This is a genomic window from Streptomyces scabiei 87.22 (genome assembly GCF_000091305.1).
Taxonomy (GTDB): Bacteria; Actinomycetota; Actinomycetes; order Streptomycetales; family Streptomycetaceae; genus Streptomyces; species Streptomyces scabiei.
In genome coordinates, this window is record NC_013929.1 from 2,815,481 (window position 1) to 2,829,285 (window position 13,805).

The window sequence follows — 13,805 nt, forward strand, 5'->3', positions numbered from 1 at the left end:
ACGGGTTCCGCCGCTCTGCCGGAACCCGCCCCCGCGAGCCCGTCACGTGCAGTGATCGTCCGGCTACCAGATCGTTATGCTCAATTCTCGCTCAGATGTAATGACGCTGGTCGTCGCGGGTCACTACTGTCCTCCGAAACCGAGGAGGACGGAGCCTTAAAGCGATGACCGAAGTTTCGGTGGTCAAGGACGCGGTGCCCGCGGCCGACGACCTGGTCGTCCTGAAGAGCGTCAACAAGCACTTCGGCGCGTTGCACGTACTCCAGGACATCGATCTGACGATCACCAGGGGCGAGGTCGTCGTGGTGATCGGACCCTCCGGGTCCGGCAAGTCCACCTTGTGCCGCACCATCAACCGGCTGGAGTCGATCGACTCCGGCGACATCCGGATCGACGGCAAGCCGCTGCCCGCCGAGGGCAAGGCGCTCGCCCGGCTGCGCGCGGACGTCGGCATGGTGTTCCAGTCGTTCAATCTCTTCGCGCACAAGACCGTGCTCGAGAACGTGATGCTGGGGCAGATCAAGGTCCGCAAGGCCGACAAGAAGCAGGCCGCGGAGAAGGCCCGCAACCTGCTGGACCGGGTCGGCGTGGGCACCCAGGCGGACAAGTACCCCGCACAGCTCTCGGGCGGTCAGCAGCAGCGCGTCGCCATCGCACGGGCGCTGGCCATGGACCCCAAGGTCATGCTCTTCGACGAGCCGACCTCGGCGCTCGACCCCGAGATGATCAACGAGGTCCTTGAGGTCATGCAGCAGCTGGCCCGGGACGGCATGACCATGGTCGTGGTCACCCACGAGATGGGCTTCGCCCGTTCGGCCGCCAACAGGGTGGTGTTCATGGCCGACGGCCGCATCGTCGAAGAGGCTGTGCCGGACCAGTTCTTCAGCAACCCCCGCAGCGACCGGGCCAAGGACTTCCTGTCGAAGATCCTGCACCACTGACGGCCCTGCCGACGCCGCGTACGGCCACCGGCACCCGCACCATGACGGTCCGCATCTGTTCACCAGTCAAAGGATGTTCACCATGAAGCTCCGCAAGGTCTCCGCCGCAGCCGCCACCGCCCTCGTCCTCGCCCTGACCGCGACCGCCTGCGGTGGCGACGACAGCAGCAACAAGGAGGGTGGCTCGGGCTCCGGTTCCGGTGGCGGCGACAAGATCAAGGTCGGTATCAAGTACGACCAGCCAGGTCTCGGCCTGAAGAACCCCGACGGTTCCTTCTCCGGCTTCGACGTGGACGTGGCAACGTACGTGGCCAAGGAGCTCGGCTACGACCCCAAGCAGATCGAGTTCGTCGAGACCAAGAGCGCCGACCGCGAGAACGCGCTGGCCCGTGGCGACGTCAAGTTCATCGCGGCCACCTACTCGATCAACCCCGAGCGCGCGAAGCTGGTCGACTTCGCCGGCCCGTACCTGCTGGCCCACCAGGACCTGCTGGTGAAGGCCGACTCCGACATCAGCAAGGGCACCGACCTCAACGGCAAGACCCTCTGCTCGGTGACCGGCTCCACCTCGGCCGAGAACGTCAAGAAGGACATCGCTCCGAAGGCCCAGCTGAAGGAGTACGGCGGCTACTCGGAGTGCATCGCCGGTCTGCAGAGCGGCGCCGTGGACGCGGTCACCACCGACGACTCGATCCTCGCGGGCTTCGCCGCGCAGGACAACTACAAGGGCCAGTTCAAGCTCGCGGGCCTGAAGCTCAGCAACGAGAACTACGGCATCGGTGTCAAGAAGGGCGACAAGGCGACCGTCGACAAGATCAACGCCGCCCTGGAGAAGATGGTCAGCGACGGCGCCTGGGAGACCGCGGTCAAGGAGAACTTCGGCCCGGCGGACTACAAGAACGAGCCCGCCCCGAAGATCGGCGACATCAAGTAAGCGGACATCCGCACCCAGCGCGGTTCTCGTAGTCGCGCCGTCGCCCGCCGCTCCGCGCGGTAGAGGCGGCGGCGCGGTGCGTCGCCTGCCTCGTACGCCACACACCCGGAAGCGCGGGAGACTGTGTTCGACTTCCTTTCAAACTACAACGACCCAACCTTCTTGGGTGCGTTCTGGATGACGGTCAAGCTCACCGTCTTCTCAGCCATCGGCTCCCTGATCTGGGGGACAGTGCTCGCGGCCATGCGCGTGAGCCCGGTACCCCTGATGCGCGGCTTCGGCACCGTCTATGTGAACGTCGTGCGGAACATTCCGCTGACCGTCATCATCGTCTTCAGCTCGCTCGGCCTCGCCGACATCTTCCGGGTGACGATGGGCGCGGGCAACGACGTCAAGGCCACGGCCTTCCGGCTCGCCATTCTCGGTTTCGTGGCCTACACGGCGGCATTCGTCTGCGAGGCGCTGCGCTCGGGCATCAACACCGTGCCCGTCGGCCAGGCGGAGGCGGCGCGCGCCATCGGACTGAACTTCACCCAGGTCCTCGGCCTCATCGTGCTGCCGCAGGCGTTCCGGGCCGTCATCGGACCGCTGGCCAACGTGCTGATCGCGCTGACCAAGAACACGACCGTGGCCGCGGCGATCGGCGTGTGGGAAGCCGCCTATCTCATGAAGGGCATGATCGAGAAAGAGGCGCAGACCCTGCTCATCGGCGCGATCTTCGCCTTCGGATTCGTGGTTCTGACCCTTCCCACCGGCCTGATCCTCGGCTGGCTGAGCAAGCGACTGGCGGTGAAGCGATGAGTTCCGTTCTCTACGACGCCCCCGGCCCCCGGGCCAAACGGCGCAACGTGATCCTCACGGTGGTCTTCGTCGTCCTGCTGGCCCTCCTCGCGTGGTGGCTCTGGGGAGCGCTGGACAGCAGGAACCAGCTGGAGTGGAAGCTCTGGAAGCCGTTCTTCACCTCCGAGGCCTGGACGACGTATCTGCTGCCCGGTCTCGCCAACACGCTCAAGGCCATGGCGATCTCCGTCGTGATCGCCCTGCCCCTCGGTGCGCTGTTCGGCATCGCACGTCTCTCCGACCACCTGTGGGTCCGCGTCCCGGCCGGTGCGGTGGTCGAGTTCTTCCGCGCCATCCCGGTCCTGCTGCTGATGCTGTTCGCCAACGAGGTCATCGCCCGCTCGATGAACGTCACCACCGAGCAACGGCAGCTCTGGGCGGTCGTCGCCGGTCTGGTGCTGTACAACGCCTCGGTCCTCGCCGAGGTCGTACGGGCCGGCATCCTCGCCCTGCCCAAGGGGCAGACGGAGGCCGCCCAGGCGATCGGTCTGCGCAAGGGCCAGACGATGTCCTTCATCCTGCTGCCGCAGGCCGTCACGGTGATGCTGCCGGCCATCGTCAGCCAGCTCGTGGTCATCGTGAAGGACACCGCGCTCGGCGGCGTGATGATCGGTTTCACCGAACTGCTCAGCGGACGCGCGACGCTGGCTGCCGTGTACGCCAACGTGGTGCCCAGCTTCGTCGTCGTCGCGATCATCTACATCATCCTGAACTTCATCATCACCAGCTTCGCGAGCTGGCTGGAGCAGCGGCTGCGGCGGGGCAAGAAGTCGACCGGCGCCGTTCTCGCTCCCGAGACGGTCCAGGGCACCGCGGCGACCGGCGCGGGCGGCGGCGGGACCTGACAGATGATCAGGTGACGTCCGCCCAGGATGTCCCCCGTTTCACTCCTCGGAGGGCAGTGGCATGATCGCCACTGCCCTCCGTCACTTGACGCAAGCACCGGCAATGGGTTGCATACGTTCTGTGATCGCGCACCCTGCTCCAACTTTCTGTTCACCCACGTCCGCCTGGACGTCACGTCGGGCAGGGGGCGCCGCGCCGTGGACCCGGTGATCATCGTCGGAGCGGGGCCCGTGGGGCTCACGCTCGCCCTTGCGCTGGCACGGCAGCAGGTGCCGTCCGTGGTCCTCGACGAGGGACCGGGGAAGGACGAGCAGCGGCTCGCCCGGACGGTGGTGCTGAACGAGGACACGGCCGCACTGCTGGAACGATTGTCCGGAGTCCCGCTCTCCCGGGCCGGCTGCCGTTGGGCCGGATGGCGGTCGATGCGGCGCAAGCAGGTGATGCGTCAGGTCCGGTTCGGGGACGGCGGCCTCGACGAGCAGGACACCCCGCCCCGGGAGGGCCCGACAGCGGGGCGCGGCGGCCCGGAGGAGGTCGTCGAGGGTTCCGCGGGCCTCCCTCCGCTCCACATCGCCCAGCACGTCCTGACCGCCGCTCTGCGCGAGGCCATCATCGGCGAACCGCTCGTCAAGGTCGCCGTGGAGAGCCGTCTCGACGCGATCGAGCAGGAGAAGTCCGGCGTCACGGCCCACACACGCGGGCCCAAGAGCACCTGGTGGCGCGGCAGTTACCTGGTGGGCTGCGACGGCCCGCGCTCGACGGTCCGCAAGCTCCAGGACATCCGCTTCCCCGGCCGCACCGCGGTGGAGCGGCACGCGGTCGCCGCACTGCGCGCCGAACTTCCCTGGCCCGGCGAGGCGTTGCTGCACCGCATGCCGCCGTGGCGCACGTCGGGCCCCTCCGGCGGCGAGATCACCGCCCGGCCGCTCGACGGAGGGGTCTGGCGGCTGGACTGGCTCCTGCCTCCGGGCAAGGACCTCGTGACGCCCGAGCTGCTCGTGGCCCGCGTCCGGGAGACCCTGGCCGGCTGGACGGGCGGCTCCACCCCGCCGTACGACCTGCTGGACACCGGCGTCCACACGGTGCACCACCGGCTCGCCCGGCGGTGGCGGGTCGGCCGGGTCTTCCTGGCCGGGGACGCCGCGCACCTGCTCGGGGCGCTCGGCACCCAGGGTCTCGACGAGGGCCTGCGGGACGCCGACAACCTCGCCTGGAAACTCGCTCTGGCCTGGCACCACGGCCCGCACGAGGCACTGCTGGACAGCTACCAGGCGGAGCGGCGCGCGGTCGTCGCCACCCGTCTGCGCGCCGCCGACCAGGTACTTCCCCTGCTGCGCGGCGCCAAGGGGCTGCGCTCGTACGTCCCCGGCTCCTCCCGGGGTCATGACGCGCTGCTCTCCGACGGGCATCTGGGGCGCGGAGCGCTGGGTGCGCCGGGGGCGTACACCGACTCCCCGCTCATGCCTGCGCACTCCGACGCGGAGACCCCGATCGACACCTTGCCGGGCACTCAGGTCGTGGACGTGGAGGTGACCGCGGAGGACGGCTCCTTCGTACCGCTGCGGGACCGGCTCGGGCGCGGGGCGCTGCTGGTGGTGCTGATCGCGCCGGGTACCGGTGTGTGGGCGCGCAAGCACTGGATGAGCGCCGGGATCATGCCGCGCCTGGCCGCCGCCGTCTCCGCCCTGCCGCGTCCGGCCGAGCTGCTGGTCGCCGAGTCCTATCCGGGTGCGGGCGCCCACACCGTCCTCCTCGTCCGGCCCGACGGATACCTCGTCACAGCTTTGAGCGGTGTGCGCCCGGCCGACCTGTACACGGCGGCAGCGGCGACGCTGGGCGGGGCGGAACAGCGGTCCGAGGCGACCGGGGCGGCTTCGAGCACCCGGTGACACCCCCGCGGCCGTCGGGGCGACCGTCACTGTGTGTCCACATAGTGACGGTCGGTTGACCGGTCCGCGCCGTCATGGTCTACTCCGGACCGTGACCGACACCTCGACGCGCCTGTGGCGGAGGGTCCATATGGACCTCGTCCGCTACGCGGGCTGCGTGTGTCGTCCGTCCTGCTGAACTCGCATCCCTCGGCATCCTTTCGCCCTCCGCGCGCGCCTTCCGTGTGCCGCCGCGCGCTTCGGGGCGAACGCACTTCAGGACGGTACCCGTGTCTGTGTCTCCCGTTGTTCCCCCCACCCCCGCCCCCGTCCCGCCCCTCTCCGCCCCCACGCAGGCCGAACTGCTCGACTTCGCGCGCCGTACGGCCGCCGACGCGGAACTGATCGCCTCGCTCCCGCTCGACCCCGAGGGCCGCACGTGGGTGCGGCTCGAAGGCCCCGGTGGCAGCGAGGCCTGGCTCATCGGCTGGCCGCCCGGCACCGGCACCGGCTGGCACGACCACGCCGACTCGGTCGGCGCCTTCGTGACCGCCGCGGGCGCACTCAAGGAGTACTCACTCGCCGCCCGGCTGCCCACCGACGGCTGGAAGACCCTCGAACTCACCGAAGGCGTCGACCGTGAACGTCGGTTGTCCGCCGGCAAGGGCCGCTCCTTCGGGCGCCACCATATCCACGAGGTGCTCAACGAGTCCACCGAGGAGCACGCGGTGTCGGTCCACGCCTACTACCCGCCCCTCCCGCGCATCCGCCGCTACAGCCGCACAGGACAGGTGCTGCGTCTGGAGCACGTGGAGCGTCCGACCGACTGGCAGTGATCCCGGCTCGGGGCCGGCCGGGCCCGAGCGAGGGTCCGGGCGTCCCGAACGCCGTGGGTCGACGCGGGAATCGCCTCTCGTCGCTCGGCCCGGTACTCCGCCTCGCCGTCCCTCGTCCCATGGCCGCGTCCGTAGCCGCGGCCGCAGCTCAGAACCCCTCGCCCTCCAGCCCTTCCGTGTCCTCCCCCTCTTCCTCCAGCGCCTGACGGACCACACGGAGGGCCAAGCCCTCGGAGTAGCCCTTGCGGGCGAGCATGCCTGCGAGACGGCGGAGACGTCTGTCGCGGTCGAGACCTCGCGTGGAGCGCAGCTTGCGGGCGACGAGCTCGCGCGCGGTGGTCTCCTCCTGCTCGGAGTCGAGCTGGGAGACGGCCTCGTCGATCAGTGTCGAGTCGACGCCCTTGGCGCGCAGCTCCCGGGCGAGCGCTCGCCCGGCCAGGCCCCGGCCGTGGTGCCGGGACTCCACCCATGCCTCCGCGAACGCGCCGTCGTTGATCAGACCGACCTCCTCGAACCGCGACAGCACCGCGTCCGCCACGTCCTCGGGGATCTCTCGTTTGCGCAGGGCGTCCGCGAGTTGCTTGCGGGTGCGCGGGGTCCCGGTGAGCAGGCGCAGGCAGATGGCGCGCGCCCGCTCAGCCGGGTCCCCTGAGGATTCCTCTTTCTCGGCCCTCGACGAGAAAGACGAACCCCCGTCCTGTGGCCCCCCGCCGTCCGGGCCGTCGCCCGATTCCCCGAAGCCACGCCGCCGCTCGCCCCGGCCGCCGCGTCTGCCCCGCGTGCCACGTGCGTCACCGCCGCCGCGCCGACGGGTGCCGGCGGCCGAACCCGCACCGGAGCGCGAGTCGTCCGCCCGCGGACCGGCGTCACCGCCCCCTAGGCCTTCGCCGTCGAAAAAACGGTCGCCGTACGACCGATCGTCGTCCGGCCTATCGTCGTACGGTCGGTCGTCGTAGGGCTCACCGTCCCCGGGCCCGTCCGTGCCGTACGACGGTGGGTCGTCGTACGGTCCACGTCCGTGCCCGTCCGCGGTGACTGCCCCGGTGCCCTCACCGCTTCCCCCGCGCCCCCGGCCCTCGGGGGCTTGGGGGGATGCGTACTCGCCCCAGTCCGTTCTGCGTGTCACGGACTAGCTCTTCGCCGCCGCGGCCTTGGTCTTGGCGGTCTTGGCAGCCGACGCCGGAGCCGCCTTCGCGGTGTCGTCCGCGGGTGTGGCGGAGACCGCCGCGTCCGCGCCCGGCTGTCCGGTGGGCTCCTCGGGCCGGACGCCGACGCCCAGCTTCTCCTTGATCTTCTTCTCGATCTCGTTGGCGAGGTCGGGGTTGTCCTTCAGGAAGTTGCGGGCGTTCTCCTTGCCCTGACCGAGCTGGTCGCCCTCGTAGGTGTACCAGGCACCCGCCTTGCGGACGAAGCCGTTCTCCACACCCATGTCGATCAGGCCGCCCTCGCGGCTGATGCCCTGTCCGTACAGGATGTCGAACTCGGCCTGCTTGAAGGGCGGCGCGACCTTGTTCTTGACGACCTTGACGCGGGTGCGGTTGCCCACGGCGTCGGTGCCGTCCTTCAGGGTCTCGATGCGACGGATGTCGAGGCGCACCGAAGCGTAGAACTTGAGCGCGCGGCCACCGGTCGTGGTCTCCGGGGAGCCGAACATCACTCCGATCTTCTCGCGGAGCTGGTTGATGAAGATGGCGGTGGTCTTGGACTGGTTGAGCGCGCTGGTGATCTTCCGCAGGGCCTGGCTCATCAGACGGGCCTGCAGACCCACGTGGCTGTCGCCCATCTCGCCCTCGATCTCCGCGCGCGGGACGAGCGCGGCGACGGAGTCGATGACGATGAGGTCGAGGGCGCCGGAGCGGACCAGCATGTCCACGATCTCCAGGGCCTGCTCGCCGTTGTCCGGCTGCGACAGGATGAGGTTGTCGATGTCGACGCCGAGCTTCTTGGCGTACTCGGGGTCGAGGGCGTGCTCGGCGTCCACGAAGGCCACCTGGCCGCCGGCCCGCTGTGCGTTGGCCACCGCGTGCAGGGTCAGGGTCGTCTTACCGGAGGACTCCGGGCCGTACACCTCGATCACCCGGCCGCGCGGGAGGCCGCCGACACCGAGGGCGACGTCGAGTGCGGTCGACCCGGTGGGGATGACCTCGATGGGCTCGTTCGGCCGCTCGCCCAGGCGCATCACCGCACCCTTGCCGAACTGCCGTTCAATTTGTGCGAGCGCGGCGTCGAGCGCCTTCTCGCGGTCGGTTCCTGCCATGGGTTCCACCCGATTTGCTTGAGTCGTTCGCTTCACGTGAAAGACGCTAACGCCTGCCACTGACAATGGGCCCCGACGTCCGCCCGGCCTGTGGATAACTCGGGCGCTTCTCCACGAAAACCCTGCCGAACTCCGGCCGAGATCCTTCGCCGGAGCCTCCATAAGAATGGATGTTCGAATTTAGTGTCAAGCGCACCACGCGGCACCCGGAGCACTTCCGGGAGAGCGGGTGACACGGGACGGCCCACTGGAGACCCGGGGGCCGCGGCCGAGAGGAAGGCCCGGCGCCGGGTGGCGGCAGCGGGCGGGGGTACCGCGGCAGCAGCCCTACGGGGCGGTGCCGTCCTCGTCCCCGCGCGTGTCCGTGGAGTCGTCGCCGTCCCCGCGGGCCTGCGTGGAATCGTCCGCCGACGGTCTCGTGCCGCGCCTGTGGCCGAGCCTGTCCTTCAGCCGCCTGCGCATACGGGTCAGGACGTCGCCGTCGGCCCCGTCCTCGTCCTCCTCCGTCCGGAGCGGGCGTCCGCGCAGCCTGGCGACGAGGTTTCCCGTGCCGCGTCTGCGATGCCCGTGCACACGGGGGTCGTCCGTGACGTCGTACCGCTTCACGTACGCGCCCAGGAAGGCTTGCAGGGTGGCGACGGCGGGGATGGCGATGAGCGCGCCCACGGCGCCGAGGAGCGCGGTGCCCGCGATGACCGAGCCGAACGCGACGGCCGGATGGATGTCCACGGTCTTGGCGGTCAGCTTGGGCTGCAGCACGTAGTTCTCGAACTGCTGGTAGATGACCACGAAGACGAGGACCCACAGCGCGTACCACGGGTTGACCGTGAAGGCGATCAGCATCGGCAGGGCACCGGCCAGGTAGGTGCCGATCGTGGGGATGAACTGCGAGACCAGGCCGACCCAGACCGCGAGCGCGGGCGCGTAGGGCACGTCGAGGTATTCCAGCAGGACGTAGTGCGCCGCTCCGGAGATCAGTGCCATCAGGCCGCGGGAGTACAGATAGCCGCCGGTCTTGTCGACCGCGATCTCCCACGCGCGCAGCACCTCGGCCTGCTTGGAGGGCGGCAGGACGGAACACAGCGCGCGGCGCAGCCGGGGGCCGTCGGCGGCGAAGTAGAACGAGAACAGCGCGATCGTCAGGAGCTGGAAGAGGCCGCCCAGCACCTGCGCGGAGACGTCGAGGACCCCCGTGGCGCTGTTCTGCACGTACTTCTGCAGCCAGTCGGAGCGGAGCAGCCCCTCCTGGATGTCGACGCGTCTGAGCTCGGTGTGGAAGCTCGTGTTGATCCAGCTGATGACGGAGTCGAGGTACGCCGGGAAGTCCTCGACCATCTTGATGATCTGGCCGGCGAGCATCGAACCGAGCAGGGTGACGAATCCGGCGGCCCCGATCAGCGTGATCAGGAAGACCAGGAACGAGGCGAAGCCCCGGCGCATCCCCTTGGAGGCCATCCAGCTCACCGCGGGCTCGATCGCGAGCGCCAGGAAGAACGCGATGAGGATGTTGACCAGCAAGCCGATGAGCTGATGGAACGCCCAGCTGCCGAACTGGAAGACCGCGATGAGGGAGAGCGCCAGCACCATCGCGCGCGGCAGCCAGCGGGGCATGCGTCCGTCCGACGCGGCACCGGGTCCCGGGCCGGCCGGCGGGCCCGGGGGCGGTGTCGTGCCGGACGGGGGTGTCTGGTGCCGGTACTGCGCGGTCTCGTCAGTGGGTGCCACGGACCAAGTCTCGCCCACGACACCGACAATCAGACGCCGCCCCCGGTCCTTCCGGGCCGACGGGTGGCGTCCGTTCGGTGAAGTGCGTTGCTTTTCAGCGGTTTTCCGCCGGAACACCCATGGTCGCGCACACCACACGCCACACGTCCTTGGCCTCCCAGCCGGCGTCGAGCGCCTCGCTCACCGTGCGCCCGCCCAGGCCGGACATCACATGATCGCGCGCGAAGGTGTCGGCGTACCCCTCACCGAAGTGATCCGCCATCCGCTGCCAGAAGACCGTCAACCGCATGAGTCCAGTATCCCGCCCCAGGGGGTGGGCCTGGCCGGGACGGCTTGCCGATACCGCTTTCCGCCCTACGGTCGGAGCCATGTCCGAAACCGGAGCATCCCCCCTCCCCCTGTCGTCCCCGGCGCAGACCCCGCTGGCTCGCGCCGAACAGTTCGTCTGGCTGACCGCGCGCGTACTGGAGCAGCGGCGCTTCGCGTACCACTTCCTGGACGGGGGAGCCGACGCGGTGGAGACCGCGCTGTCCGCGTACCGCAATGCCGACGACGGCTACGGTCACGCGCTCGAACCCGATCTGCGCGGACCCGTGAGCCAGCCGCTGCACACCGCGCACGCGCTGCGGGTGCTGGACTCGATCGGCCGCTGCGGCGGACAGCGGGTGGAGCGTGTGTGCCGCTATCTGACGTCGGTGTCGACGCGGGACGGTGCCCTTCCCGCCGTGCATCCCGGCCAGCGCGGCTACCCGGTGGCCCCGTTCGTGCCGATCGTCGACGACCCGCCCAGTGATCTGCTGGCCACCGGGCCCGTGGTGGGTCTGCTGCACCGCAACCAGGTGTGGCACGCGTGGCTGTTCCGGGCCACCGACTTCTGCTGGCAGGCGATCGAGTCCCTGCAGAAGTCACACCCCTACGAGGTGCACGCCGCCGTGGCGTTCCTGGAGTCCGCGCCCGACCGCGCGCGTGCCCGGGCCGCCGCCGACCGGCTCGGGCGCCTGGTGCGCGAACACCGGCTCGCCACGCTGGATCCGGGACGGCCGGACGACTACCCGGTGTCCGCCGGTTACGCGCCGGGTGAGCACCACTACCCGCACGACTTCGCGCCCACCCCGGAATCGCCGGCACGCGCGTGGTTCACCGACGAGGAGATGTCGCGCTCCCTCGACTTCCTGGCGAGCGAACAGGCGGAGGACGGTGGCTGGCCGGTCCGCTGGCGCCAGTGGGCACCGAGCACCGCGATGGAGAGCCGTCCGACCGTGACGATCGAGGCGCTGCGGACGTTGCGTGCGTATGGACGGCCGATCGGCTGAGACCGGACGCCACGACGCGCGGGGGCACGGCTGGGCGCGTCAGCCCGCCAGCGCCCGCACCCCCGCCGTCACGATCACCGCCGCGGCCACGACGACCAGGAACGGGGCCCGCAGGAGCAGTGCCACGGCGGCGGCGGTGAGCCCGGCGGCCCTCGCGTCGAGCACCAGGGCGTGCCCGTCGGCGAAGGTCTGCTGGGCCGTGAGGGCGGCGAGGAGGGCCACGGGCAGCAGGGCGGCGAGCCGCTGGACGATCGGACGTTCGAGCACGCCCTCGGGGACGAGCAGACCGATGAGCTTGACGGCGTAACAGCCGACGGCGGTGCCGATGATCGCGACCCAGACGTTCATCGGTCGCCGCCTTCCAGGTCGTGGCCTTCCAGGTCCCCGCGCTCCGGGTCTCCGCCTTCCGGGTCGTCGGCCCGGCGGCGGCCCTCCGCCCAGAGGACGGCCGGGGCGGCCACCGCGGCGACGAGGACCGGGACCCCGGCGGGCAGGAAGGGCAGCAGGCCGAGTCCCAGGACGACGGCGATGCCGGCGACGGCCCGTTCCGCGGTGGTCCGCAGCATGGGCGCGAGGAGGGCCAGGAAGACGGCGGGCCCGGCCGCGTCGAGCCCCCACGTGTCGGTGTCGCCGATGGCCTCGGCGCCGAGCGCGCCGAGCAGCGTGGTGAGGTTCCACAGGACGTACAGGCTGAGCCCGGTGACCGTGAAGCCGATGCGGGCGGCTCGGCGGGTGGGCTGGGCGAGGGTGACGGCCGTGGTCTCGTCGATGACCCACTGGGCGGCGAACGGCCGCACCGTGCGCGGGAGGGCCAGCACCTGGGACAGACGCAGCCCGTAGAACGCGTTGCGCACGCCCAGGAAGAACGCTCCGGCCGCCGCGGTGAACGGATTGCCACCGGCCGCGAGCGCGCCCACCAGCGCGAACTGGGAGGCCCCGGTGAACACCAGGAGGCTCAGCGCGCAGGTCTGGAGCAGGCTGAGCCCGCTGCCGGCCGAGGTCACTCCGAACGCGAACCCGGACAGACCGACGGCGACCCCGACGCCGAGGGCGTCCCTGACCACGGCTTTGTCGGGTTTCGCGCCGGCATGTTCTTGCGTCTCCACGAGACCAGTCTGTTCAGTCACCACGCCCGGGACGGTACGCGCGGGTGTGTACACGGGTCTTGTACGTTCTTGCGCACGCCCGCGTTCCTCCGCACATCCGGCGTTCTAGCGCACGCCCGCGTTCTTCCGCGCGCCCGCGCCGGCCGCCGCGCCCCCGCCGTCCCGCCGCTCACGAACGGCGTGCCCGGCCCCGCGGTGCGTCGTCGATCCGGCCGCTCGCGCGTTCCCGCTGGTACGCGCCCGGCGGCACACCCACGATGCGACTGAAGTGGCGGTTGAGGTGCGGCTGGTCCGTGAAGCCGACGGCGACGGCGGCCTCGGCGGGAGACGTACCCGTGTCGAGCAGGCCGCGCGCCCGGCGCACGCGCGCGTCGGTCAGCCAGGCGTGCGGCGGCATGCCGTAGGCCGTGCGGAAGGCCCGCAGGATGGCGAAGGGGCTGGTGCCGAGGTCGGCGGCGAGCCGCTCCAGGGTCGGCGGGTCGGTCATCCGCTCCTCGAGCACGGCACGCGCGCGTGCCGCGACGGTCGCCCCCGCCGTGCGGACGGTGCGCTGGGGCAGCGGCCCGCCGTTCAGGCGCAGCAGCCGGGTCACTGCCACGCGCAGCAGGGTGTCCGCCGCCAGCGCGTTGCCCTCGTCGACGGCCCGCAGCACCTGGTGGACGAGGCCCGCGGCGTACGGGTCCTGGAGCACGGGGTTCACGAAGCCGGGGGTGCCACGGATCGCGGTGGTCTCGGCGGCGATCTCGGCCACCACGTCCGGCGACGGGTAGACGGCGCCGTACCGCCAGCCCTCGGGCACGCCCGCGCGGCCGGTGTGCGGGGTGTCGGGGTTGACCAGGGCCAGGGCTCCCGGGCCCGCGTACCGGTCGGCGCCCCCGTGGTGGAACACCTCGACCCCGTCGGTGATCGCCGCGATCACGAAGTGCTCGTGGGTGTGCCGTACGAACTTCTTCTCGACGTACCTCGCCCGCAGCAGATCGACACCGGGCAGCTCCTCGTAGCGCCAGTGCCTCGCCCGCTCCGCCGAACCCGCCATGTCCCCAGTGTGCGGGGTGGCCGGTCCCGGCGGCGAAGTGCACGGATGCGGGGACGTGGTCACCGCTGCGGAGGCGTGACGGCAGCGCCGTGCCGCGCCAGTG

Annotated in this window: 15 protein-coding genes; 8 read left to right on the top strand and 7 right to left on the bottom strand. The window is 70.7% G+C overall.

Going from position 1 to position 13,805, the window contains the following annotated elements; translation table 11 throughout:
* Positions 1–164: 164 nt before the first annotated feature.
* The 7 genes from SCAB_RS11735 (at position 165) to SCAB_RS11760 (ending at position 6,265) form a co-directional block, all read left to right on the top strand.
* Complete coding sequence (locus SCAB_RS11735; protein ID WP_013000286.1) at positions 165–941, top strand: amino acid ABC transporter ATP-binding protein; 777 nt, start codon at positions 165–167, stop codon at positions 939–941.
* Between the two features lie 82 nt (positions 942–1,023).
* The gene (locus SCAB_RS11740; RefSeq protein WP_013000287.1) at positions 1,024–1,875 is read left to right on the top strand and encodes a glutamate ABC transporter substrate-binding protein; all 852 of its coding nucleotides are present in this window, start codon (positions 1,024–1,026) and stop codon (positions 1,873–1,875) included.
* A 123-nt stretch (positions 1,876–1,998) separates the two neighbouring features.
* Positions 1,999–2,676 carry an amino acid ABC transporter permease gene (locus SCAB_RS11745; protein WP_013000288.1) on the top strand — a complete coding sequence of 226 codons (678 nt, stop codon included), beginning with the start codon at positions 1,999–2,001 and terminating at the stop codon, positions 2,674–2,676.
* Positions 2,673–3,560: an amino acid ABC transporter permease gene (locus SCAB_RS11750; RefSeq protein WP_013000289.1), complete on the top strand. Its 888-nt coding sequence runs from the start codon at positions 2,673–2,675 to the stop codon at positions 3,558–3,560. The genes SCAB_RS11745 and SCAB_RS11750 overlap by 4 nt, the downstream gene beginning before the upstream one ends.
* A 198-nt stretch (positions 3,561–3,758) precedes the next feature.
* Positions 3,759–5,450, top strand: coding sequence for an FAD-dependent monooxygenase (locus SCAB_RS11755; RefSeq protein ID WP_013000290.1), 1,692 nt, complete (start codon positions 3,759–3,761; stop codon positions 5,448–5,450).
* Positions 5,451–5,541: 91 nt separating this feature from the next.
* The gene (locus SCAB_RS49260; protein WP_316731559.1) at positions 5,542–5,628 is read left to right on the top strand and encodes a putative leader peptide; all 87 of its coding nucleotides are present in this window, start codon (positions 5,542–5,544) and stop codon (positions 5,626–5,628) included.
* Between the two features lie 91 nt (positions 5,629–5,719).
* Positions 5,720–6,265 carry a cupin domain-containing protein gene (locus tag SCAB_RS11760; RefSeq protein WP_013000291.1) on the top strand — a complete coding sequence of 182 codons (546 nt, stop codon included), beginning with the start codon at positions 5,720–5,722 and terminating at the stop codon, positions 6,263–6,265.
* A gap of 148 nt (positions 6,266–6,413) precedes the next feature.
* Here SCAB_RS11760 and recX read toward each other — a convergent pair whose 3' ends face one another.
* The 4 genes from recX to SCAB_RS11780 form a co-directional block, all read right to left on the bottom strand.
* Positions 6,414–7,391, bottom strand: coding sequence for a recombination regulator RecX (recX, locus tag SCAB_RS44025; RefSeq protein ID WP_013000292.1), 978 nt, complete (start codon positions 7,389–7,391; stop codon positions 6,414–6,416).
* 3 nt (positions 7,392–7,394) lie between these two features.
* Positions 7,395–8,522: a recombinase RecA gene (gene recA, locus SCAB_RS11770; protein ID WP_013000293.1), complete on the bottom strand. Its 1,128-nt coding sequence runs from the start codon at positions 8,520–8,522 to the stop codon at positions 7,395–7,397.
* A gap of 327 nt (positions 8,523–8,849) precedes the next feature.
* Positions 8,850–10,247 (bottom strand): AI-2E family transporter, encoded by a 1,398-nt coding sequence (locus tag SCAB_RS11775; RefSeq protein WP_374194890.1) that lies wholly within the window; start codon positions 10,245–10,247, stop codon positions 8,850–8,852.
* Positions 10,248–10,341: 94 nt separating this feature from the next.
* A complete protein-coding gene (locus tag SCAB_RS11780) occupies positions 10,342–10,536 on the bottom strand; it encodes a DUF3046 domain-containing protein (RefSeq protein ID WP_005481459.1) in 195 nt (64 codons plus the stop codon).
* 79 nt (positions 10,537–10,615) lie between these two features.
* Between SCAB_RS11780 and SCAB_RS11785 the strand changes: the two genes are divergently transcribed.
* Positions 10,616–11,560 (top strand): hypothetical protein, encoded by a 945-nt coding sequence (locus SCAB_RS11785; RefSeq protein ID WP_013000295.1) that lies wholly within the window; start codon positions 10,616–10,618, stop codon positions 11,558–11,560.
* A 39-nt stretch (positions 11,561–11,599) separates the two neighbouring features.
* Here SCAB_RS11785 and SCAB_RS11790 read toward each other — a convergent pair whose 3' ends face one another.
* From SCAB_RS11790 to SCAB_RS11800, 3 genes are all read right to left on the bottom strand, one after another.
* Positions 11,600–11,908: an AzlD domain-containing protein gene (locus SCAB_RS11790; protein ID WP_013000296.1), complete on the bottom strand. Its 309-nt coding sequence runs from the start codon at positions 11,906–11,908 to the stop codon at positions 11,600–11,602.
* Positions 11,905–12,687 (bottom strand): AzlC family ABC transporter permease, encoded by a 783-nt coding sequence (locus tag SCAB_RS11795; RefSeq protein WP_037724074.1) that lies wholly within the window; start codon positions 12,685–12,687, stop codon positions 11,905–11,907. Before SCAB_RS11795 ends, SCAB_RS11790 begins: the two co-directional genes overlap by 4 nt.
* 148 nt (positions 12,688–12,835) lie before the next feature.
* On the bottom strand, positions 12,836–13,702 hold the full coding sequence (locus tag SCAB_RS11800) for an AraC family transcriptional regulator (protein ID WP_013000298.1): 867 nt from the start codon (positions 13,700–13,702) through the stop codon (positions 12,836–12,838).
* Positions 13,703–13,805: the final 103 nt, after the last annotated feature.

Coding starts and splice junctions, on each gene's coding strand:
- SCAB_RS11735 (WP_013000286.1), top strand. CDS start 165: ATGACCGAAGTTTCGGTGGTCAAGGACGCGGTGCCCGCGGCCGACGAC.
- SCAB_RS11740 (WP_013000287.1), top strand. CDS start 1,024: ATGAAGCTCCGCAAGGTCTCCGCCGCAGCCGCCACCGCCCTCGTCCTC.
- SCAB_RS11750 (WP_013000289.1), top strand. CDS start 2,673: ATGAGTTCCGTTCTCTACGACGCCCCCGGCCCCCGGGCCAAACGGCGC.
- recA (WP_013000293.1), bottom strand. CDS start 8,522: ATGGCAGGAACCGACCGCGAGAAGGCGCTCGACGCCGCGCTCGCACAA.
- SCAB_RS11780 (WP_005481459.1), bottom strand. CDS start 10,536: ATGCGGTTGACGGTCTTCTGGCAGCGGATGGCGGATCACTTCGGTGAG.
- SCAB_RS11785 (WP_013000295.1), top strand. CDS start 10,616: ATGTCCGAAACCGGAGCATCCCCCCTCCCCCTGTCGTCCCCGGCGCAG.
- SCAB_RS11790 (WP_013000296.1), bottom strand. CDS start 11,908: ATGAACGTCTGGGTCGCGATCATCGGCACCGCCGTCGGCTGTTACGCC.
- SCAB_RS11800 (WP_013000298.1), bottom strand. CDS start 13,702: ATGGCGGGTTCGGCGGAGCGGGCGAGGCACTGGCGCTACGAGGAGCTG.